Source organism: Halorussus litoreus, assembly GCF_003382685.1.
GTDB classification, from domain to species: Archaea; Halobacteriota; Halobacteria; order Halobacteriales; family Haladaptataceae; genus Halorussus; species Halorussus litoreus.
The window spans coordinates 1-21,023 of record NZ_QLVG01000066.1 but is presented as its reverse complement, the minus strand read 5'-3'; the positions used below and the strand labels follow the sequence as shown (position 1 = coordinate 21,023).

Genomic DNA, 21,023 nt, shown 5'->3' with positions numbered 1-21,023 from the left:
GCCACGCTCATTTTACACGCTTACGGAGGTTTAACACAGGGTGGCAGCCGAAAGTGGCGCGACGCTCGTCCCGCTCGTAGCCGGAATCCTCGGTCTCGGCGTGGCCGCGCAGGTGCTGGCCGACCGATTCCAGGTGCCCAGCGTGCTGTTTCTCATCCTCGCGGGCATCGCGGTCGGACCGACCGGGCTCGGCGTCGTCACTCCCGAGACGTTCGGTAGTAGCCTGTCGGCCATCGTGGGCCTGAGCGTCGCCATCATCGTCTTCGAGGGCGCGTTCCACCTCAAGGTCGACCGGCTCCGGGAAGCCCCGGCGGCGACCGTGCGCCTCGTCACCGTCGGCGCGGCCATCTCGCTTCTCGGTACCGCCGCCGCCGTCCGGTTCGCACTGGGCGAGTCGTGGGACATCGCCCTGCTCGTGGGGTCGTTGCTGGTCGCCACCGGCCCGACGGTCATCACGCCCATCCTCGAAGTGGTCGCGGTCCGGGACCGCGTGGCGGCCGCACTCGAAACCGAGGGCGTCGTCAACGACGTGACCGCGGCCATCCTCGCGGTCGTCATCTTCCAGGTGGTCGTGCTGGAGGACCCGACGGCCTCGGCGGTGCTGGCCGACTTCGTCCGGCGGCTCGGCATCGGCGTCATCTGCGGCATGGTCGTGGCAGCCGTGATCTGGTACTTCCTCCGACACGTCGATCTGTCGGAGGACAACGCCCCGCAGACGGCCCGCCTCGTCACGTTGGTCGGGGCGCTGGTCGCGTACGGGGCCGCCAACACCCTCGCGTCGGAGGCGGGCATCGCGGCGGTCGCGACCGCGGGCGTGCTGCTCGGGAACGCCGACCTGCCGTACGAGGCGGACATCGAGTCGTTCAAGGGCGACGTGACCCTGCTCGTGCTCTCGTTCGTCTTCATCGCGCTGGCCGCGCTGCTCCAGCTCGGCGACCTCGTCTCGCTGGGGCCGGGCGGCATCGTCGTGGTCGTGGTGGTCGCGCTCGTCGTCCGACCCCTGCTCGTGTTCATCTCGGCCAGGGGCGACCGTTACACGTTCGCCGAGAAGCTGTTCATGAGCGCGGTCGGCCCGCGGGGCATCATCCCGGCGTCGGTCGCCACGCTGTTCGCGGTCGAACTCAGCAACCCCAACAACGCGTACTACGACCCGCAGGCGGCCAGCGTCCTCGTCGGCACCGTGTTCCTCGTCATCCTCACCACGGTCGTCTTCGAGGGCGGGTTCGCCCGACACATCGCCGAATACCTCGACGTGATACCCATGCGTGTACTCATCATCGGAGGCGGGAAGGTGGGCCGTGCGCTCGCCGAACGCCTCGAAGAGCGCGGAGAGAACGTGGTCGTCATCGAGGCCGACCAGGAGATAATCGAGCGGACCCGCAACGCGGGCTTTACCGCCCACCACGGCGACGGGACCGACACCGAGGTCCTGCGCAGCGCGGGCGCGGACAACGCCAAGATCGTCGTGGCCGCGACCGGCGACGACGACGCCAACCTGCTCACGGCCCAACTCGCCGACTCGAAGTTCGACGTCGAGACCGTCATCGCGCGGGCCAACAACCCCGACAACGTCGACGCGTTCGAGGACCTTGGCGTCCGGACCATCGACGCCTCCTCGGCGACCGCGTGGGCCATCGACAACGTCATCGAGCGCCCCGCGCTGTCGGACTGGATGACCGAACTCGGTCGGTCCGGCGACGTCCAGGAGATCGAGATCACGGCCGAGGACCTCGTGGGCAAGACCATCGGGGAACTCGACGACGAACTCCCCAACGGGGTGCTCATCGCGCTCGTGGGGCGGGAGGGCAACAGCGAGATTCCGGACTCGGACTTCACGCTCCAGCACGGCGACCACATCACCTTCCTCGGTCGGAAGGAGGCGGTCCATCAGGCCATCGACCGGTGTCACCCGCGCGAGTAGGGTCCGAGACCGATTCGCGCGCGAGTCGGCCACTCACTCCTGCCCGTTTGCGGCCAGGTCGTCGCAGTTCACGGCCCCGATGTCGTCGTCCCTCGGCAGTCACAGACGACTTCTCCTGAGAGATCGCGGTCGTCGAGACGTTCGAGCATCGCGTCGACCCGACAGAAGCCTCACTGGTCACCTGCCGGTGAATATAGCTTTAATACGGGGACTGCAAAATCACAAGCCATGAGACACGCAGAAGGGCCGCTGCTCGTCGTCGACGCGAGCGAGCACGAGACCTACACCGAAGACGTCGAGGACGTGCTTACGTCGTTCGTCGGGGGCCGGGGCGTCGGGACGAAACTCGCCCACGACCGGATTCCCTTCGACGCCGACCCGCTCGGTCCGGACAACAGCCTCTTTTTCACCACCGGGCCCATGCAGGTCTCGAACGTGAGCTTCACCGGGCGGACGAACTGCACGGGCGTCTCGCCGCTCACCGATGGGCTGCTGTCGTCGAACGCGGGCGGGTTCATGTCACGGCACTTCGCCGACACGGGCTACGGCGCGGTCGAGGTCACCGGCGAGAGCGACGAGTTGGTCGCGGTCCACGTCACCGACGAGGGCGTGGAGTTCGAGTCGGTCCCGGAACTCGACGGTGCCACGGTGCCCGAGACCTGCGAGTATCTGGAGGAGACCCACGGCCTCGACGCCGAGCACGTCGCCTGCATCGGCCCCGGCGGCGAGAACGAGGTCCGATTCGCCTCCATCATGACGACCGAGGAGCGAGCGTTCGGCCGGGGCGGACTCGGCGCGGTCCTCGGGTCGAAGAACGTGAAGGCCGTCACGTTCGACGGCGACTCGCGGCCCGAGATCGAGATCCCCGCGAGCGCGATGGACATCCACCGCGAGGCCGCCACGGCCGACCACATCATGAAGGAGCAGGGGACGGTCGCAGTGATGGATCTGGCCAACGAGATGGACGGACTGCCCTCCTACTACTTCTCCGAGCAGTCGTTCGAGGGAGCCGACGGCATCAACGGCTCGGCGGTCGCCGAGAAAAAGTACAAGAAGGGCACCTGCTCGGCCTGCGCGTTCGCGTGCAAGCTCCCGACCAAGGACGAAGCGGCGGGCGTCGAGACCGAGGGTCCGGAGTTCGAGACCGCGATGGCGTTCGGCTCGAACGCCGGCATCGACGACGTGGTCGACGTGATGAAGTCCAACGAGCGCTGCGACCGATACGGCCTCGACACCATCTCGACCGGCAACACCATCTCGGCGTACCTCGCCAGCGAGGACGCGTTCGGCGACGAGGAGTTGATCCTCGACCTCGTGGACAAGATCGCCCACCGCGAGGGCGTCGGCGACCTGCTCGCCGAGGGCATCGACCGCGCTCACGAGGAACTGGGCGTCGGCAACTGGACGGTCAAGGGCATGGACTTCGCCGCCCACGAGGGTCGCGTCCTCCACGGACAGGGCCTGAGTTACGCGGTCGCCAACCGCGGCGCGGACCACATGTACGCGACGTTCTACTCGGTGGAGTACCCGCTGGTCGGCGACGACGAGGCGATGGAGCCGACCGGCTTCGAGGGCAAAGCCGACCGACTCGTCGAGCGCGAAAACCTGATGGCGCTCAACGACGCGGGGATCGTCTGCAAGTTCTCCCGGGACTTCATGAGCCCCGAGCGCTACGAACTGCTGTTCGACGCCGACTTCGAGGACCTGCTCGCAGTCGGCGAGCGCGTGGTCGAACTCGAACGCCACTTCAACAACCAGCGCGGCATCGACCGGGACGCCGACCGCCTGCCGTACGACCTGCCGGGCTTCGAGGACGCTCTCGACGACTACTACGCGGCCCGCGGCTGGAACGACGACGGCACGGTGCCCGACTCGCAGGTCTCCGGCGGCTCGGGCGCGGTCAGCGCGGACGACTGAGGTTCGTCGGAATCCGTTTGCACCCCTGACAAAAAGTCGATAGATAGCTATGACCGCTTCCACGGATCTAGCAGTGACCACCGAGGCACTTCACCGACTTCGTGACGGAATCGAAGACGTCGAGCAGGGACGAACCGTGAATCTGAACGAAGCTAAAAAGCGTCTCACCATCGATTGACAGCAAGAGAGTCGTTCTCCCAACCTGCCGTCGTCGTGGGGGGGGGGGGGGGGGGGGGGGCGGGGGGGCCCCCCCCCCCGCGACCGCAGACGCGAGCTAAAGGAGATACGATACCGCACCCGACGCGACGACCAGTCGCGGTGCTCACTTCCGCTCGACAGCGAACGCGGTGCTCACTTCCGCTCGAAGGTGATCGCCGCACCCTGTCCGAAGCCGACGCAGAGCGTCGCCAGTCCCTTCTCGGCGTCGCGCTCCTGCATCGCGTGGATCAGGGACACGGGCAGGCGCGCACCCGAGGCCCCGAGCGGGTGGCCGAGCGCGATGGCCCCGCCGTTGACGTTGAACTTCTCGACCGGGACGCCGAGTTCGTTCTTGGCGTAGACGGTCTGGCTGGCGAACGCCTCGTTGAGTTCCACGAGGTCGAACTCGTCGATGGACTCGCCGGTGCGCTCCAGCAGGCCCCGCGTCGCCGGGACCGGGCCGATACCCATGACCGAGGGGTCGACGCCGACCACGTTGTTGTCGCCGACGTAGGCCATCACGTCGAGACCGTGTTCCTCGGCGAACGCCTCGCTGGTCACCAGGGTCGCCGCCGCGCCGTCGCTGATCTGGGAGGCGTTGCCCGCCGTGACGGTTCCGTCGCCGACGAAGACGGAGGGGAGTTGGGAGAGCGTCTCGACGTCGGTGTCGGGCCGGATGCCCTCGTCGCGCTCGACGACGCCCTCGTCGGTCTCGATGGGGACGATCTGGTCCTCGAAGCGGCCCTCTTCGGTCGCCGCGGCGGCGCGGTGGTGGCTCCGGGCGGCGTACTCGTCCTGGGCCTCGCGGGAGACGTCGTACTCCTCGGCGACCTTCTCGGCGGTCATCCCCATCTGGAGGCCGGGCAGGTTGTACTCCTCGGACATTCTGGGGTGGATCGAGCGGGCCTGATAGCCGCCGCCCATCTGCACCCGGCTCATGTTTTCGACGCCGCCCGCGATGATTGCGTCGCGCTGTCCCGCCCGGATGGCGTCGCTCGCGCTGATGATGGCCTGCATCGAGGAGGCGCACCACCGGTTGATCGACGCCGCGGGCACGCCCTCGCCGAGGTCCGACAGGAGCGCGATGACCCGCGCGACGTTGTTGTCCTGCTCGTCGCGTTGCTGTGCGACGCCCCACATCAGGTCGTCGATGTGCTCGCCGGTCAGGCCGGTTTCGGCGAGGATGGTGTTCACGAGCGGAATCGAGAGGTCCTCGCTCCGCGTGTCGGCGAACGCGCCGTCCTCCTTGCCCTGCGGCGTTCGAATCGCCTTCGCGATGACCGGAGTGGTGTCGTGTGCCATAGCACATCTTCGGTCCTCCACAATCTTAAATGGCAGTAGAACTCCCGGCGATAGACGCGGAGTTTCCGGTCGATCTGATTTCCCGTCTCGGTTATTCGGGTCGGTGAGTGCTAATTGGATTCCCAAAGCGGTGCGTGATAGTTCGATTTCCGACTTGGCGTGCGCTAATTCGATTTTCGACCAGGTGTGCGCTGATTTGAGTTACCGAGCCGGCGCGTGCTGGCGTCTTGGCGAGCGAAGCGAGCCACGGCTCGTGGGAGCGTGCTCCCACGGTGTCTCGACGAGTGAAACGAGTCGAGGCCGGCCAGCGCTACTCGTCCCTCGCGCGCGTTGCTCGCACGCGCCGACGTTTAAAAAAAAAGGCTCACGCAACGACATGGAACCGCCGTCTGCGTGCTCGGCCCGGAATACTGGATGTCCAAAACGACACCATCACCAGACGCTACGAGACTCACGACAGCTTACCCCGAATCCGAGACGTGCCGGTCCAGAAACTATTAGTCCGAACGCGCGGGAGTGGCAGTATATGACCGCCACCCGCGTCGTCCCCGAACTGACACGTCCCTCTCGACTCCCGACGCATGGCATCCGAAACTGAATCCCCCACTTCGACCGTCGACGCCCGCGAGACGCTGACCGGCTACCTCTCGCGAACCCAGCTCGCCGTCCTCGGCGTGACCGTCCTCGCGCTGGTCGCTCGCTTCGTCGAACTCGGCGCGCGGGTCGCCCATCAGGACGAGGCCCGGGTCGCCTACTGGGCGTACCGGTACATGGAAAACGGCGTCTACCAGTACCGGTCCATCGTCCACGGGCCGTTCCTGACCATCGTGGACGCCCGGCTGTTCGAGTGGTTCGGAGCCACCGACTTCACGATGCGGTTCGTGGTCGCGCTGATCGGCGGCCTGCTCCCGCTCTCGGCGCTCCTCTTCCGGAAGCGCCTGCGGGACTCCGAGACGGTCGCGATGGCGCTGCTGCTCGCGGCGAATCCGCTGTTGCTGTACTACTCGCGGTTCTACCGTAACGACCTCCTGCTCGCGGGGTTCATGCTGGTCGCGTTCGGCTTCTTCGTCCGGGCCTCGGACGACGGGCGACCGGCCTACCTCTACGCCGGGACTGCGGCGTTCGCGCTCGCGTTCACCACCAAGGAGAACGCGCTCGTGTACCCGGTGGCGTGGATGGGTGCGGCCGCCCTGCTCTGGGACCACCGGCTGTTCACCGGGCGCGCGGGCGACCGCGGCCTGCTCGTGACCGTCTGGAACGACCTCGAAGCGAGGGCGGGCGGGCTCCGGCGATGGGTCCCCCACGTCGCGCTCGCCATCTTCGAGTTCTTCGCGATCGTCGTGTTCTTCTACGCGCCGCGGAACACCCACCAGTTGCCGAACAACGACACGCCCGGACTGTACGAGGCGCTGGGCGACCCCACGCTGCTGCCCGCGGTCGTCTGGGAGGCCACCTACGGGTCGTGGACCGAGTTCGTCGGCCAGTGGGGCGGTGGCAACGAGGAGTCGTACCTCGGCGCGCTGGAGGCTCTCTGGCCCGTGCTGATGGCGGGCGGTGCCGTCGTGTTCGCGCTCGCCATCCTCGGGTTCCTCGTGGACCGCTACGACGGCGCGCTTCCGCGCGATGCGGTGTCGTTCGGGGCCTACTGGGGCTTCGCCAGCCTGCTTGGCTACCCCGTCATCGTCGACAACCCGTTCCCATGGGAGGTCATCCACGTCGTGGTGCCGCTGGTGATTCCCGCCGCGGTGGGGCTGGCGTTCGTCGCCCGACTCGGCCTCGACAGCATCGCCGACGAGGACGCCGTCTCCGCGACCGCGGCGGCGCTGGTCCTGCTGGTGCTTGCCGCGCAGGTCGGCGCGACCGCGGTCGACACCAGCTACGTCGACCCGCAGGGCGACGACAACGAACTCGTCCAGTACGCCCAGTCGTCCTCGGAGATGAAGGGCGTGCTCGCCGAGGTCCGGGACGCCTCGCAGTCGAACGACGGGATCGACGTGCTGTTCTTCGGCAAGGAACCCGACGACGACACGTTCTACGCGCCGAACCCCGACTCCCACGACGTACCGCCGGCCGGCTCGGGCTGGTTCGCCCGCCTCCCGTTCGCGTGGTACTTCGAGACGTACGACGCACAGACCGACAGCGTGGACCGCGCCGAACTGGTCGAGGACGCGGTGAACGGACCCGACAGGCCGCCGGTGGTCGTCACGTTCGGCAACGCGAACACCTGCGCGGAGGACTACGACAACGCCGACGACATCGACGAGTACATGGACGGCTACGACCGCCACGAGGTCCAGCGCTACCTCCACGACAGCGGCTGTACCATCAGCACCACCGTAATCTACGTCGACCGGAACGCGACGCAGGGCTGATCGGGCGGTCGCTTCTCGACTCTCGAACTCGTCGGGCCGTCGAGCTGCTGTCCAGCGATCGGCGGTCGATTTGCCGTCCGGCAGTCTGGCTGTTCGGCGGCCCCGCGGCCGGCGACACGTCGCCGACCGCGGGGCCGCCGGACAGCCCTTCGACGCGCTTAAGCCTCTTTGGTGCCAACCTTCCCGGGAATGAGCGACGCGGCACTGGACGTCGTCGAATTTCTGCTCACCGCGAGCCTCTACAACGACAATCGCACGCTGGACGAGAACGACCTGCTGCCCCGCTACCGACAGGTGTTCTGGCCCGACGGGACGAGCGACTCGCCGGACCGGCCGGGGAGTTCTCAGTCGGGAAACTCCCCGTCCGGAGGGTCCACGTCGGGGAACTCCCAGTCGGGAAGCGGTCGGTCCGGAAGCGCCCGGTCGAGCGGTGACGGCTCTCCGATGGGTATCGAGCGACCCATCCGGGCGACGCTCGACACCGCGCGCCGGGCAACCGGGGTACAAAACCCGTGGAGCGCCGTCTCGGAGCTGATGTTCACCGACCGCGACGAGTTCTCGGGGTCGCTGGAGCTCACCCAGCAAGAGATGGCCGAGGAGTGGTTCCTCGACCGGGGCGAGGAGCGCGTGCTCCACAACCCCGTGCTGGCGTACGCCTTCGAGGACGAAGTCGACGGCGCGGACTACGAGGCCGCCAGAGACGCAAATCGGCCGGTGCAGGCCGACCGAGCGTGGATCGACGGCCTGCTCGGCGAGTACTTCGCCGACGAGGAGGAAGAAGAGATGCTCGACCTCGTGGACATCCGCGCGCCCGAGGAGATCGAGACCACGCTCGAGGACCTCGTGTTGACCGAGGACCAGGAGGCCGAGATCCACAAGATCGTCAAGGCCATCGAGCACCGAGAGTACCTCGCCCAGATCGGCCTGCGCGAGATCGGCAAGCTCCTGTTCGTCGGCCCGCCGGGGACCGGCAAGACCTCCACGGCTCGGGCACTCGCGTACGACCTCGACCTCCCGTTCGTGGAGGTCAAGCTGTCGATGATCACCAGTCAGTACCTCGGCGAGACGGCCAAGAACGTCGAGAAGGTGTTCGAGGTCGCCAAGCGGCTCTCGCCCTGCATCCTGTTCATGGACGAGTTCGACTTCGTGGCGAAGACCCGCGCGAGCGACGAGCACGCCGCCATCAAGCGCGCGGTCAACACCCTGCTGAAGAGCATCGACGACATCAGCCTCATCGAGGACGACGTGCTCCTCATCGGCGCGACCAACCACCCCGACCAGCTCGACGCCGCGGCGTGGCGGCGCTTCGACGAGATCGTCAACTTCCCCAAGCCCGACCGGCAGATGCGCTCGGACATCCTCCGGCTCATCACCCGCCCGATGGACATCGTGGACTTCGAGCCGGACGAACTCGCCGAGGAGACCGAGGGACTCACCGGCAGCGACCTCCGGATGGTGCTCCGCGAGGCGGTGCTCGACGCCCTGACCGAGGAGCGGACCGCGCTCACCCAGGAGGACTTCGTCGCCGCCATCGAGGACTTCGAGGAGCGGGACAACCTCAAGGACCTCGACATGATCGAGGGCGACCACGACGCCCTGGTCGCCGGCGGCGACATCTCCGGCTCCGGCGAGGCGAGCGCGGACGGCGGGCACTCCCACGACCACTGAATCATCGACGATCCGTCCGCCTACGTCGGAAGTGAACGCCCGAATGTGGATTCTCGCTGCTCAGTCGAGTACGGCGAACACGACCCGAACCACCGTCCCCTCGTACCGGACGTAGTACCCCCAATCGTACTCGCTCGACTCTGACTCCTCGATGGTGTACAGCGGTAACTCCGCCAGATCCGCCTTCGTCTCCTCGACGGCGGAGTCCGGAACCCCGACGTAGCCGTCCGCGGACTCGTTGCCCGCCTTCCGGACGACTTCACGAAGGTACTCGTTGGCCTGCACGCGCTCGTCGGTGTAGTTCACCGCGGTCGCGTTCGGCGGGGCCTCGGGAACCACCTCGCCGGTGAACTGACCATCACCGGTGTCGTCGATACTGGTGTCCGGTTGCTCGTGCAGTGCACCCGAACAGCCGGCCAGTACGACCAGTACGGCCAGCGCGACGCCGACTCGTCTCATGGGGACCATCCGACGATTGCGACTCCCGGTACAAGTGCTTTCTACCCGAGCAAACGGGACTCCCGTTCGGCAGTCGCTGGTCGAGCGTCGTGCGGAAAAATGTGGATGACTCCACGTGAACTCGTTTTCTCGTCGGAGGAAGTGACGCGTCACTCATTCCCACAGCGATCACTTCTCCACACCCCTGTAGTTAATTTAGTCATGAGTTGGTTCTCCTACGTCCTCGCGAAGCACGCCCGTCGAACGAGAAAGGAAAGAAGACGGTCGCACCGCACGCCTCCCGGAAAGCTTTGTACCCCAAGCGACTACCCCGAACCGAATGGAGGTCACGCTACTCGGAACCGGCGACACGACCGGGACGCCGACGCCGGGCTGCGACTGCGACACCTGCGAGGCCGCCGCGGAGCGCGGCGTCGAGCGCTCGCGGTTCTCGGTCCACGTCCGGAACGAGCGCACCGACGAGTGCCTGCTAATCGACGCCAGTCCGGACTTCCGCCACCAGTTTCTCCACCGCGACGTCGCGCTGCCCGACGAGGCGATCATCTCGCACGTTCACTTCGACCACCTCGACGGGTTAGGCAACGCCTACCGGCTGTTCGACGACCTGCCGGTCCACGCCGCGGACGAGGTCGACCCCGCCACCGGCGAGAGCGTCGCGGACACCGTCCGCTCGAAGTACGACTACCTCGACCGGGTGACGGTCCACGATCGCACGCCGTTCGAGCCCTTCGAGACCTGCGGCTTCGAAGTGACGCTGGTGCCGGTCGAGCACCCGCCGCTGGTCTGCTACGGCCTGGCGGTCGAGGACCCCGAGACGGGCGCGAAGCTCTCGCTGACCGGCGACACCAGCTTCGCAGTCCCCGACGAGAGCCGCGCCGCGCTGGCCGACGCAGACCTCCTGCTGGCCGAGGCGCTCGTTCCGGCCCACCTCTGCGAGCACCACCCGCTCGGCGGCGACCACCACGACGAGGATGGCGTGCCCCGAACCTTCGGCACCAAGCACATGACCCGCGAGGGGGCGCTCGCGCTGGCCGACGAACTGAACGCCGACCAGACGCGGCTGGTCCACGTCTCGCACTTCTACCCCGCCGACGAGGCGTTCGAGGAGCCGCTGGCTGTTGACGGCGAGCGGTATCAGCTCTGAACGTAGAGTTAGGAGACGTCAGCAGCAGCACCAACAGGATTTTGACAGTCCTCGGTGCGCTCGACGACTGAGAGAAAGCAATCGTGTTTTGGAAAGCCCTCGGCGCGTTCGGTGTTTTGCCTGTCGAGTTCGTCTGGGAAGTCGGAGACGTGTTTTTGAAAGCCCTCGGCGCGCTCGCGGTCGCTCCGCAGGATATTCGCGGCTCTCTGCACCGCCCGCCGCGAATAGTTGCCTGCGGAGACGACTGAAGTGAACGCGAGCGCGCCTCGCCCTTTCAGTCCGCCAGGACTGGTGCCTGATCATCCGGTCGGAACTGGTTGTTGTCCGGACGGTCGGCGCAGGCGGACGTCTCACCGGTCGAAACTGGTGGTCGCTCAACTGCGAGCAGAATCCGATGCCGAGACGCGAGATACTGACCGAAAAACGAAGTGTCGCGTTCTACCGCCGACGCAGGACCACACCGAGCGCGGCCACGAGTCCGCCGAGCGCAGCGAGCGCGCCGAATCCGGGCAGTCCGGCCGGGTTGTCGGTCCCCGTCTCGCCGCCGGTTCCGGAGCCGTCTCCCTCGGTCGTCGCGTCGTCGAGCGCGCTCTGCCACGTCGTGGTGTCGGTGCCGTCGGCCTCTCCACCGGCGGTGTCGGTGCTCGCGTCGTTCGCTGTGGTCGTGGGTTGCTGGCCGTCGGCCCAGCCAGAGACGTTCTCCAGTTGCTGGTGGCAGTCGGTCAGCGCCGCGGTGTCCTCGTGGAGGGTCGCGCTGCCCTCGATCTCGTAGGTGCCGGTCGCGTTCAGGTCGGCCATGGTCGGGCCGGTCGCGTGCTCGCCGGGAACCGACACCCGGGCGGCGTCGTAGACCAGCCACGGCGCGTAGAACTCCCAGACGACCTCGCCCTCGGGCGACACCTCCACGACGCGGTGGTTCGAGGAGTCGGTCACGAGCGTGTCGCCGTCGGGGAGCCGGTCGGCGTCCCGCGGCCAGTCGAGGTCGCCCGCGAGCGTCCACGTCCGGTTCCAGCCCGCGCCGTCCGTCAGGTCACCATCGGGATTGGCGTACTCCACGATGCGGTCGTTGCCGCTGTCGCCGACGAGGAGCGTCGGCGTGCCGTTCTCGCTCTCGAGATAGTCGGGATTGTGCTGCTCGTCGAGGATGCCGTGGCGACCGTCCTCTCCGAGCTTCATCTCGATCTCGCCCGTCGAGCGGTTCACGACGATGGCCTGGTCGAAGTTCCGAGGCGAGGCGAGATAGCGCCCGTCGCCGATCTTGTCGATGTCGTTGACGTGGCTCCAGTCGTCGGTGTAGTTCTCCTCCATGTCGTCGGGGTCGTAGTGGTCGTCGAAGCGCCACACCCACTCGAACTCGCCGGTCGTCCGGTTGTACACGCGCAGGCTATCGTCGTTCGCGCCGGACGACTCGTCGTAGTTGCGCATGTTGGCGATCAGGATCTCGCGCCCGCCGTTGATGAGGTCCGCGTCGTGGGTGTCCGCGAGGTCGAACGTCTCCGACCAGACCCGCTCCTGAGCTCGCGGGTCGAACTCGTAGACCAGCGTCTGGTGGTCGCTCGTGGTCGCGGTGACGAAGACGTTGCCGTTCGGCAGCGGGTCGACGTCGTAGCCCCACGACACGTCGTACTTCTCGGCCATCTGCTCGACCCACCGGATCTCGCCCGACGGCCCGACGCCGACGAGCTTGGCCGGGCGCTTGCCGCCGTCCTCGCCGAACTGGAACCCCTGCACGCTGATCACGGTCAACCCGTCGGCGGGCTCGGTGACGGTTCCGACGCAGGGGTTGGGCTGCTGGGCGACCCCGGCGTCGAGGGGTGAGACTCCGCCGGAGGAGACAGCCGACCCCGCGTAGGCCGGGGCGGCCGCGGCGGACGCCACCATCGAGAGACAGCACACCAGTGTCAGGGCGGCGGTGAGTCGCCGCCGGGCGGACGCTCGCATGGTCGGGGTATCGGCGTTTGTCGGTTTTTACTTACCGGTTAGCGAGCAGGGGCCAGAGAGTATCGAAAAGCCAGAGCAGAAGAGACGGGCCAGAACTCAGCCGTCCGAGACCATCCCGAGCGTCCGGGTGTAGCGCCGGATCATGTTCCCGTCCTCGTCGCGGAGCACGACCTGGAACTGCTTCTGGTCGGTGACCGCCGTGAGTTCGTCCTCGCGGACGGTGAACTCGAACGGGGGCGAGTCGTCGGTGTGGATGGTCTTCCCGCCGCTCTCGACGGTCACCGAGGCGATGCTGTCCGACTCGGTCAGGTGGCAGTGGACCGACTGCTCGCCGGCCTCGCCCGACTTGGTGCAGAGCAGGTCCGGGTTCACGTCGGCCCCGGCCTCGTCCAGCGCGGACCCGAAGTCGAACACCATCGGACCGGAGGGGAACGTCCCGAGCAGCACGACGACCGCGAGGAAGACGGCCAGCCCCGCGTTCGGGAGCTTGCGCCCGATTCTGGTCCGCAACCCACCCCGCCTGCGCCACCGGACCGCGAGCGGGATGACCACGGCGTGGTGGACGGGGCCGTAGATGAGCACGACGAACCCGTACGCCATCGAGTAGTGGAGGAACGTCCACGACGGCTGGTACGACAGCAGGATGTTCGATGCCGACCACAGGAAGAACCCGAAGAACACGAGCGCGCCGCTCTTGAGGGCGCGCCACGCGACGCTGTTGGCGTAGTAGACGGTTCGCAGGGTGTTCCACGCGTTCCTGACGGCGCGTCTGGTCCACTCGACCGGTGACGGGGTCGTGACGGTTTGGTCGCTCATCGTGGGTCAGTCGATACAGGCCGCTCGTCGCTGTCGGTCGATGCTGTCCGGTGGCTCATCGTACTCACTCGTCGTCGGCGAGACGACGCTCTTACTCGGTCGTTGTCGTGGGGCGCGGGAGGGGTTTCCCCCGAACGTGTTCCGGAGCGACGGCGGCCACTCGCCGGCGCTTCCGACGCTCGGGCGACGGCCGGTCAGTCCTCGCCGGAATCGCCGGGCGCCGGCGTCGCGTCGCCCGCCGCTCCGTCCGACTTCGGCGTCGCGTCGCCGGTCGTTGGTGTCGGATCGCTCGGCGGATCGTCCGGTGTGGGGAGCCACGCCCGGACCGACCGCCACTCGCCGCCGACCGCGCCGGGGACACCCCGGAGTCCCGGCCGGGCGGTCCACATGCGCACGAACAACCAGAAAACGACCGGCGCGAGCACCGCTGCGCCGGGGTGGACGGAATCGACCATCCCGTCGATTCCCCACGCGGCGAACAGCACCGTCAGGAACAGGTTCGAGGTGAAGAACGCTCGAACCGCGGTCGCGTCCGACCCCGAGCGCAGGTACTGGCGGTAGGCCAGCAGGTAGGCCGGCACGGCGGCGACGAACGCGACGGCGTAGGCGGTCCCGGCCAGCGGGAGGATGGCGGCCGCGACCGCGACGGTCACGAGCGCCGAGCCGAACGCCCGCTTGCGGACCGCGCGGAGCGGCGCGACCACGGGGAGCTTCGGGACGCCCGCCGCGGCGAAGTCGTCGCGGTACACCTGCGCGAGCGCCCACGCGTGGGCTGGCGTCCACGCGAACACGAGCGCGGCCGCGACCAGCGCCGCGGGTTCGAGCGGTCGGACCGCGGTCCAGCCCGCGAGCACCGGAAACGACCCCGCAGAGCCGCCCAGCACCGTGGCGATCCAGTGGCGGCGCTTGAGCGCGACCGTGTAGAGGCCGACGTAGGCCGCCACCCCGAGCCACATGTACGCCACCGACACCGGAGACACCGCGAGCAGGCCGATCGCGGTCCCGGCGGCCAGCAGCGCGACCGCGAAGCCGAACGCCGCGCGGGACGACAGCTCCCCGCGAGCGAGCGGTCTGTCGGCGGTCCGTTCCATCTTCCGGTCGATGTCGCGGTCGTACCAGCAGTTGAGGGCGGCCGCGCCGCCGGCCATCCCGAGCCCCGCGAACACGAACCCCGCGAACGGTAGTGGGGCGAGCCCGCCCGCGGCGGCCGCTCCGCTCGCCCCGGTCAGACAGAGCAGCGCGGCGATCCGGGGCTTCAGCAGGGAGAACAACTGCGAGGCGAGACGCGTGCTGGTCACCGGCAAATCAGCCCCCGATGGTCCACAGTTGGCTGAGCAGGTACCAGTTCAGTGCGTACATCACGACGAACGTGACGAAGAACACGAGCGTGAGCAGGAAGGTGCCCCGCATGCTGAACGCGTGAGCCGCGAGGCCGCCGTCGTCGTCATCTTCGGCCGTCTCCGCAGCCTCAGCGTCGTCACCAGCGCTGTCCGTTTCCGCGGGCGTCTCGCCAGTTCCGCCGCCGCCGTCCGCGGCGACGATGGGACCGGCTCCCGTCGGCGCGGCTTCGCCCTCGTAGTCGTCGCCGAGGAACAGCGCCCCGAGCGCGAGCGCGAGGAACAGCCCGCCGCCCACGATGGCGAGGATCGCGGAGACCCCGAAGATGGCGAACAGCGGCTTTGCCGCCGAGAAGTCGAAGGCGGTGCCGGGGATGTCCATCACCGAGGGATGCCGTCGGGGCACGCCGTACAGCACGCCGAGGTACATCATCATCAGGCAGACGAGACCCATCGCGCCGCCGTACAGGTACGGCTGGATGGTCGCCAGCGGCTTGGCGACCCAGTCTTTGCCGAACAGCAGCCTGATGACGTAGTACAGGAGGCCCATGAACGCCAACGTCGTGCCGAGCACCACGGTCGCGTGGAAGTGGCCCGGCGTGGCGAGGGTGTTGTGCCACGTCATGTTGAGCTGCATCTGGCCCATCATGACGCCGGTGATACCGCCGAGGAATCCGAACATGATGATGCTCAGGATGGTCGAGGAGAAGCCGGGGTCCTTCCACGGTGCGGACCAGAGCCAACCGAAGGTGCCGCCGCCCTCGTTGCGGGCTCGGCGGCCGACCTCCAGTCCCGCCGGGATAGCGAACGCGTGGATCATCGACGCGATGACCGCGCCGTACGCCGCGTACGAGGTGTTCCACACGCGCCACGCCGACGAGACGCCCGGGTCTGACATCAGGTGGTGGGCCGCGCCCATGTTGATGAAGAACAGATAGAGGATGAACGCGGTCCGGGAGACCTTCTCGCTGGCGACGACCGCGCCGCCGACCACGTGGGTCATGAAGTACCACACCGTGATCATCGCGAGCAGGTTGATCTGCTGGGTGCCGTGGCCGACGATCCAGTACATCTGGCGGTACCACGCCGGGTCGAGGTGCTCGATGACGCCGATGCGCCAGAAGTACGTCGGGACGAACGTGATGAGCCCGCCCACGATGGCCTCCGCGGCGACGATGGAGCAGATGAACGCGCCGAACGCGATCAGCGGGAGCGTGGCGTCGGGCTTCTCGCGCTTCTCCTTCCAGATGGTGGCGAGGAAGGGCAGCGCCGCCACGAGCGCGCCCACGAGGAACACGACCACGCCGAGGTAGAAGTCGGCCGACGACGGAAGCGGCACGTACGAGGTGAGCAGCGGTGCCTGATTCGGCTGCTCGGTGGTCCAGATAGCGTAGTTGACCAGCAGGGCACCGGCAACCATCACGCCGTAGGCCACCTTTGCGACGTTCTCCAGTGCTAGCTTCCTGCCGAGGACGAACGGGCCGCCCACGTACAGGATGGCGATCTCCATGAAGATCATCCAGAAGATGAGCAGGTTCCACGCGTGGATGCTCGTGAACTTGTAGAAGTCGTTGGGCGAGACCAGCCCGATGGCTTCCCAGCGGGTCATCGCCACGAAGAAGGCGAAGATGCCGCCCACGAGCAGCGCCACGACGCTCGTGAGCCCGTACAGTTTGACCATGTTCTCGGCCGACCGGTGGATGTTCAGCCCGGTCACCGAGCAGGTCCTGAAACCATCGGCGTCGTAATCGTTGTCGAAGAGTCCGAGCATGGAATCACTCCCTCACCGTGAACGCGCCGTGCATCGTTCGATGGCCGACGCCGCAGAACTCGTTGCAGACCACGTGGTACGTGCCGGGTTCGTCGAACTCCATCTCGACGACCCACTCGTACTCGGGCAGCACCTGCAGCGACATCTGCTTGCTCAGGGTGTCGCCCTTCCGGATGGAGAAGCCGTGCTGAACGTCGTACGAGCCGATGTGGAACTTGTACGTCTTCCCGGCTTCCAACACGGCCGGGAGGCCGTCCCAGTTGTACCGCATCGCGCCGATGAACACGTCCTCGCCCGGCGGGATCAGCCCGTCCTCTGCGTCCTCGGCCTCCTCCTTGTACGCGGTGACCTTCTCCTGATAGCGCTCGGGGCTGATGCGTTCGGTCGGCCCGGTCGGGTTCTGGTCGCCGATCTGGGTCCAGCCGGCCATCCAGCCGAACAGCACGGCGGCCCAGCCGCCGGTGATGCCCAGCCAGATGGTCTCGCGTCGGTTGACCTCCTCGGACCACCAGTCGCCCTCCGGGGCGTCGAGCGGTGACCGCATCGAATCACCCCAGCCCCACGGTCAGCAGGTCGATCAGACCCCACACGATGTACGACAGCGTGAAGAACAACAGCGCGGCACCTGCCAACAGCCAGATGCTGTCGTACAGTTGCTGGGGCCACGGTACGGTTTCCGGAGTCGATTCGTCGCTCGGTGTCGTCGTCATCACGTTCGGAAACTCGTCTTAGCGCGACAGTCGGTCTTCCCCCGAACGTGTTGCCCATCGGTCCAAGCACGTGAGAACGGTTCAGGCGCTCAGGGCGTCGATAACGGTCCCCGGCCGCGGACCCGGGCGCGAGCGCGCGGCTCGCAGCACGCTCGCGCCCGGGTCCGCTCAGTCGCAGCTACTCTCTTTCATCGCCATCAGGCGCGTTCAGTCGCCACCGATGCGGGCGATCCGCGCCTCGCCGGTGGCCGCGTCGATGTGGACGTTGAACGTCCCGCCGTCGTCGGTCAGCGCGCGGACGATCCACGTGTTGCTCTCGCGGTAGGGGTCCTCGGGAACCTCGGCAACGTCGTGTCCGTCATCCCGGAGGACCTCTCGCGCGCGCTCGACGGCGGTGTCGTCGTCGCGGACCGCCCGGCGCTGGCGCGCGAGGTTGACCGTCAGTACCGGCACCTCGCTCTTGCGGATCACCTGCTCGGTGACGCTCCCGAGGACGTATCGGTCGACGCCCGACCGGCCGTGGGTCCCCATCACGACCACGTCGGCGGCCTCGTCCTCGGCGTACGCCACGATGGTCTCGGCCGGCGACCCCTCCTCAATGGCGGTGACGACCTCGACGCCGCGCTCCGCGGCGGCCTCGACGATGCTTTCGGTCGCGGCCTCGCCCTCCTCGTGGCGCGCGCTCCGGGTCTCCTCCCGGCCGGATTCGGACGGCTGGTAGTTCAGCGCCTTCTCGTCGACGACGTATAGCGCATGGACCGTCGCGTCGGCGAGTTCCGCGAGGTTCAGCGCCTGCGAGACGACTGCGGGCTGGTCGCTCCCGTCGGTCGGCAGTAGGATTCGGTCGTACATGAACGTGACTTGAACGCCGACGTTCAAAAGTCCCCGTCGTCGGTCCGAGGGTCCGAGAACCGTCAGACTCCGGTCGGAATCCCGACCTCTCGTCAGCACTCACCCGAACCGGTCAAGTCCGGACTGCCGTCGGGCCTTCCCCTCCGGCTCGGCGACCCACGGAGTCCGGCCATCGCGCAGCTCCGCCACGTCGACCTTCGGCGGGTCCGCGGGGTCGTGTCCCGGACACGACGGCCCGCAGTTCGCCGGGTCGACGACGCGGTCCTTCCACGCGCAGTACGGCAGGCCTTCGCTCCCCTCGCGCTCTTCGACCTCGGCCTCGCCACACGCGGGAAGCGCGTCGGGCCGCCATCCCTTGCCGTACGCCCGCTCGGCCATCCGTCGGCGCTGGCGGGCCTTTGCCTCCGCGGAGACCACGGCCACGTCGGTTCGGAGCGGCTGCTCGCCGAGGAGTTCGACGCCCGCTTGGTCGCTCGGCAGCGGCTCGGCCGCCCGGACGACCTCGCGCTCGCCCGACTCGGGGTCGAACCGCCAGACGCCCACCGGCTCCGGAATCCGGTTGAGGTGCGCGCCCGTCACGTAGCTCTCGGTCGCGAGCACGACCTCGTCGACCAGCGCGAGGCTCACGTCCTTCCGAAGCTGGAGCCGGAGGTCGCCGGGCGTGCCGAGATCGGGCTTGTTCTCGACGCCGACGATGCGGTCGAACCAGTCGTCGGGGTAGCGCGCGGCCCGCCGGACGCCGCCCTCGACCGTGCGCTCGAAGAAGCCGACCTCGACCGCTCGCTCGGCGACGCTGCGGGCGCGCTCGGGCGGCGCATCGATGGCCGTGACGGGGTCGCGCGACCGGCCGACGCCCACGTCGCTCTCGACCGCGGCGTGGGGGATCGTCTCGGCGGTCAGCGCCGCGCGGTCGTCCATCCCCGGACCGGGCTCGACGCAGAGCACGTCCAGAACTCGATTCGCCGGGGCACGTACGCCGCCGCCGAGCTGTCGAGCGACGACCGCCTCCTCGCGGGCTTCGAGGTGCGCGCACAGCGCCATCTCGAAGGGGTACTCGCGCACGAGTGGCCCTGTGGCCCAAGACAGCAAAAGTCTCGCGTTCTGGGACGAACTCTCGGCGTTCTGTCGACTCCTGCTGGACGCCGTCCGTCCGCAACCTCACGTTCGCGGATCGCGGTCCGGGCCCGAATACTCGCCATCCTCCGCCGCCTCGTACAGCGATTCGGCGTCGAACAGTGCGACGAACCCCGCGGGCGTCTTCACGCTGAGGTTCAGCCGCGAGCCGAACGACGCGCTGGCCGCCGGGCCGCGCAACCCCTCGTCGTAGCTCAGCACGTGGGCGGCCTTCCCGCGGTAGGCGCTCGCCAGCGCCGGATGGTCGCCCGCCGGGTGGTCGACCGCCACGCGCTCCTCGTCGATTCGCTCGCGCCACGCGGCCGCGAGGTCGGCGTCAGCCAGTTCTGCGATGACGGCCTCGGCGTCGTCGAGCAACTGGTCGCTGGCGAGCAGGTCGAGCCACGAGTGGCTCCGGATCGCGTCCAGTGCCCCGCGCGCGGCGGTGCCCGATTCGGGGTCACCGCCGGTCTCGCTCTCCTCCGTTTTGCTCCCACCAGCGATCAGGTCCGCGACCAGCACGTCCGCGTCCGCGACGATACGCGTCGGGTCGGTGTCGGGCGTCTCAGGCATCGTCGGGATCCTCCTCGCTGTCAGCCGTACCCCGCTCCCCATCGCGGCGCGCTTCGAGACGCTCGCGTATCGTCGCTACGTCGGTCCGGTGGTCTTCGGCGCGCTCGAAGAGGTCGCCCCAGTTCATGCCAGAAGATTGGTGCGGGCGAGGAAAAGTCCTCTCGATACCGCGCTACTGGCACGGCGTCGAACGTCCTGCCACTACGACTCCGCGTCGGAGGACTCGGCGTCGGCGTGGCTGTAGGTCATCCGGACGAGTTCCTCGGTGCCACCCTCCGGAACCTCGAACTCGCGGCCGTACACCTCGAAGCCCACCGACTCGTAGAACGGCACCAGTCCGTCTAGGCAGAGCAGCGAGAGCCCCGGCACCGTCTGGAGGTCCGGATGGTCGAGCACCGCTTCCACCAGCGTCTCGCCGAAGCCCTCGCCGCGCCGGTCGGCAGCCACGATAACGTCGAATACGGTGGCGTAGTAGGTGTAGTCGGTGAGGACCCGCGCCGCGGCGACGAGGTCGCCACTGGGTGCTTCCACGCCGACCGCGACTTCGGTCCCGGCCAGCGCTTTTCGAACGTCGTCGACCTCGCGGTCCGCCCACCACTCGTACTCCTCGTAGAGGGCCGTCAACTTCGGGGCGTCCTCGGGAGTCAAATCGCGTACCGTAGTCATCGAGAACAGGGAGAGGCCCCTGTCAAAAACGACTTCCGGTGGTGTGTGAGAGGGGTACAGGATTCGGCGGCATCGTCGTCGCAGCGACTGTATTTCCGAAATCTCCCGCCCGTAACGGGTGGTCGACGTGGCGCTTCCGGTGGTTGGTCAGCGGGGCGCTTCAGCCGGTTACTCGGCCGAGCGCTTGCCGGATGGTCGGTGAGCGGCGCGGGGTCGGCGGTCGGTGAGCGGCGCGGGAGTCCGGCGGTCGCCGACCGCCGGAC

The 21,023-nt window shown here is 67.9% G+C and carries 18 protein-coding genes; 5 read left to right on the top strand and 13 right to left on the bottom strand.

Going from position 1 to position 21,023, the window contains the following annotated elements:
• Positions 1-40 precede the first annotated feature (40 nt).
• Positions 41-1,921 carry a cation:proton antiporter domain-containing protein gene (locus DPQ64_RS17055; RefSeq protein WP_115865512.1) on the top strand — a complete coding sequence of 627 codons (1,881 nt, stop codon included), beginning with the start codon at positions 41-43 and terminating at the stop codon, positions 1,919-1,921.
• 228 nt (positions 1,922-2,149) lie between these two features.
• Positions 2,150-3,838: an aldehyde ferredoxin oxidoreductase family protein gene (locus tag DPQ64_RS17050; protein WP_115865511.1), complete on the top strand. Its 1,689-nt coding sequence runs from the start codon at positions 2,150-2,152 to the stop codon at positions 3,836-3,838.
• Between the two features lie 351 nt (positions 3,839-4,189).
• Here the strand turns inward: DPQ64_RS17050 and DPQ64_RS17045 are convergent, their stop codons facing one another.
• Entirely contained in the window at positions 4,190-5,338 is a 1,149-nt protein-coding gene (locus DPQ64_RS17045) for a thiolase family protein (RefSeq protein WP_115865510.1), read from the bottom strand.
• A gap of 581 nt (positions 5,339-5,919) precedes the next feature.
• Between DPQ64_RS17045 and DPQ64_RS17040 the strand changes: the two genes are divergently transcribed.
• Together DPQ64_RS17040 and DPQ64_RS17035 are read left to right on the top strand one after the other, a co-directional pair.
• On the top strand, positions 5,920-7,710 hold the full coding sequence (locus tag DPQ64_RS17040; protein ID WP_115865509.1) for a flippase activity-associated protein Agl23: 1,791 nt from the start codon (positions 5,920-5,922) through the stop codon (positions 7,708-7,710).
• A gap of 189 nt (positions 7,711-7,899) precedes the next feature.
• Positions 7,900-9,378, top strand: coding sequence for an ATP-binding protein (locus DPQ64_RS17035; RefSeq protein WP_115865508.1), 1,479 nt, complete (start codon positions 7,900-7,902; stop codon positions 9,376-9,378).
• Positions 9,379-9,438: 60 nt separating this feature from the next.
• Here DPQ64_RS17035 and DPQ64_RS17030 read toward each other — a convergent pair whose 3' ends face one another.
• Positions 9,439-9,837: a hypothetical protein gene (locus tag DPQ64_RS17030; RefSeq protein ID WP_157971764.1), complete on the bottom strand. Its 399-nt coding sequence runs from the start codon at positions 9,835-9,837 to the stop codon at positions 9,439-9,441.
• Positions 9,838-10,156: 319 nt separating this feature from the next.
• On the opposite strand from DPQ64_RS17030, the gene DPQ64_RS17025 reads away from it, so the two are divergent.
• Positions 10,157-10,981, top strand: coding sequence for an MBL fold metallo-hydrolase (locus tag DPQ64_RS17025; protein WP_115865506.1), 825 nt, complete (start codon positions 10,157-10,159; stop codon positions 10,979-10,981).
• A gap of 438 nt (positions 10,982-11,419) precedes the next feature.
• Here the strand turns inward: DPQ64_RS17025 and DPQ64_RS17015 are convergent, their stop codons facing one another.
• The 11 genes from DPQ64_RS17015 to DPQ64_RS16975 form a co-directional block, all read right to left on the bottom strand.
• On the bottom strand, positions 11,420-12,922 hold the full coding sequence (locus DPQ64_RS17015; protein ID WP_115865504.1) for an arylsulfotransferase family protein: 1,503 nt from the start codon (positions 12,920-12,922) through the stop codon (positions 11,420-11,422).
• 96 nt (positions 12,923-13,018) lie between these two features.
• Positions 13,019-13,738 (bottom strand): hypothetical protein, encoded by a 720-nt coding sequence (locus tag DPQ64_RS17010; RefSeq protein WP_115865503.1) that lies wholly within the window; start codon positions 13,736-13,738, stop codon positions 13,019-13,021.
• 194 nt (positions 13,739-13,932) lie between these two features.
• The gene (gene cyoE, locus DPQ64_RS17005) at positions 13,933-15,036 is read right to left on the bottom strand and encodes a heme o synthase (RefSeq protein ID WP_198662179.1); all 1,104 of its coding nucleotides are present in this window, start codon (positions 15,034-15,036) and stop codon (positions 13,933-13,935) included.
• Positions 15,037-15,043: 7 nt separating this feature from the next.
• Entirely contained in the window at positions 15,044-16,846 is a 1,803-nt protein-coding gene (locus DPQ64_RS17000; RefSeq protein ID WP_115865501.1) for a cytochrome c oxidase subunit I, read from the bottom strand.
• 4 nt (positions 16,847-16,850) lie between these two features.
• Positions 16,851-17,390, bottom strand: coding sequence for a cupredoxin domain-containing protein (locus DPQ64_RS16995; RefSeq protein ID WP_115865500.1), 540 nt, complete (start codon positions 17,388-17,390; stop codon positions 16,851-16,853).
• 4 nt (positions 17,391-17,394) lie between these two features.
• On the bottom strand, positions 17,395-17,556 hold the full coding sequence (locus DPQ64_RS19365) for a hypothetical protein (protein WP_198662178.1): 162 nt from the start codon (positions 17,554-17,556) through the stop codon (positions 17,395-17,397).
• A 207-nt stretch (positions 17,557-17,763) separates the two neighbouring features.
• Positions 17,764-18,408: a universal stress protein gene (locus DPQ64_RS16990; protein WP_115865499.1), complete on the bottom strand. Its 645-nt coding sequence runs from the start codon at positions 18,406-18,408 to the stop codon at positions 17,764-17,766.
• A gap of 99 nt (positions 18,409-18,507) precedes the next feature.
• The gene (locus DPQ64_RS16985) at positions 18,508-19,470 is read right to left on the bottom strand and encodes a DUF5787 family protein (protein WP_115865498.1); all 963 of its coding nucleotides are present in this window, start codon (positions 19,468-19,470) and stop codon (positions 18,508-18,510) included.
• A gap of 96 nt (positions 19,471-19,566) precedes the next feature.
• The gene (locus DPQ64_RS16980) at positions 19,567-20,094 is read right to left on the bottom strand and encodes a DUF7384 family protein (protein WP_115865497.1); all 528 of its coding nucleotides are present in this window, start codon (positions 20,092-20,094) and stop codon (positions 19,567-19,569) included.
• Positions 20,087-20,221, bottom strand: a complete 135-nt coding sequence (locus DPQ64_RS19835; protein WP_269814492.1) for a hypothetical protein — start codon at positions 20,219-20,221, stop codon at positions 20,087-20,089. Before DPQ64_RS19835 ends, DPQ64_RS16980 begins: the two co-directional genes overlap by 8 nt.
• A gap of 74 nt (positions 20,222-20,295) precedes the next feature.
• On the bottom strand, positions 20,296-20,760 hold the full coding sequence (locus tag DPQ64_RS16975) for a GNAT family N-acetyltransferase (protein ID WP_115865496.1): 465 nt from the start codon (positions 20,758-20,760) through the stop codon (positions 20,296-20,298).
• Positions 20,761-21,023 lie beyond the last annotated feature (263 nt).

Bases quoted from the DNA above. Each gene is read 5' to 3' on its own strand.
- DPQ64_RS17050 (WP_115865511.1), top strand. From the start codon at position 2,150: ATGAGACACGCAGAAGGGCCGCTGCTCGTCGTCGACGCGAGCGAGCAC.
- DPQ64_RS17045 (WP_115865510.1), bottom strand. From the start codon at position 5,338: ATGGCACACGACACCACTCCGGTCATCGCGAAGGCGATTCGAACGCCG.
- DPQ64_RS17040 (WP_115865509.1), top strand. From the start codon at position 5,920: ATGGCATCCGAAACTGAATCCCCCACTTCGACCGTCGACGCCCGCGAG.
- DPQ64_RS17035 (WP_115865508.1), top strand. From the start codon at position 7,900: ATGAGCGACGCGGCACTGGACGTCGTCGAATTTCTGCTCACCGCGAGC.
- DPQ64_RS17030 (WP_157971764.1), bottom strand. From the start codon at position 9,837: ATGAGACGAGTCGGCGTCGCGCTGGCCGTACTGGTCGTACTGGCCGGC.
- DPQ64_RS17025 (WP_115865506.1), top strand. From the start codon at position 10,157: ATGGAGGTCACGCTACTCGGAACCGGCGACACGACCGGGACGCCGACG.
- DPQ64_RS17015 (WP_115865504.1), bottom strand. From the start codon at position 12,922: ATGCGAGCGTCCGCCCGGCGGCGACTCACCGCCGCCCTGACACTGGTG.
- DPQ64_RS17010 (WP_115865503.1), bottom strand. From the start codon at position 13,738: ATGAGCGACCAAACCGTCACGACCCCGTCACCGGTCGAGTGGACCAGA.
- DPQ64_RS17000 (WP_115865501.1), bottom strand. From the start codon at position 16,846: ATGCTCGGACTCTTCGACAACGATTACGACGCCGATGGTTTCAGGACC.
- DPQ64_RS16995 (WP_115865500.1), bottom strand. From the start codon at position 17,390: ATGCGGTCACCGCTCGACGCCCCGGAGGGCGACTGGTGGTCCGAGGAG.
- DPQ64_RS19365 (WP_198662178.1), bottom strand. From the start codon at position 17,556: ATGACGACGACACCGAGCGACGAATCGACTCCGGAAACCGTACCGTGG.
- DPQ64_RS16990 (WP_115865499.1), bottom strand. From the start codon at position 18,408: ATGTACGACCGAATCCTACTGCCGACCGACGGGAGCGACCAGCCCGCA.
- DPQ64_RS16980 (WP_115865497.1), bottom strand. From the start codon at position 20,094: ATGCCTGAGACGCCCGACACCGACCCGACGCGTATCGTCGCGGACGCG.
- DPQ64_RS19835 (WP_269814492.1), bottom strand. From the start codon at position 20,221: ATGAACTGGGGCGACCTCTTCGAGCGCGCCGAAGACCACCGGACCGAC.
- DPQ64_RS16975 (WP_115865496.1), bottom strand. From the start codon at position 20,760: ATGACTACGGTACGCGATTTGACTCCCGAGGACGCCCCGAAGTTGACG.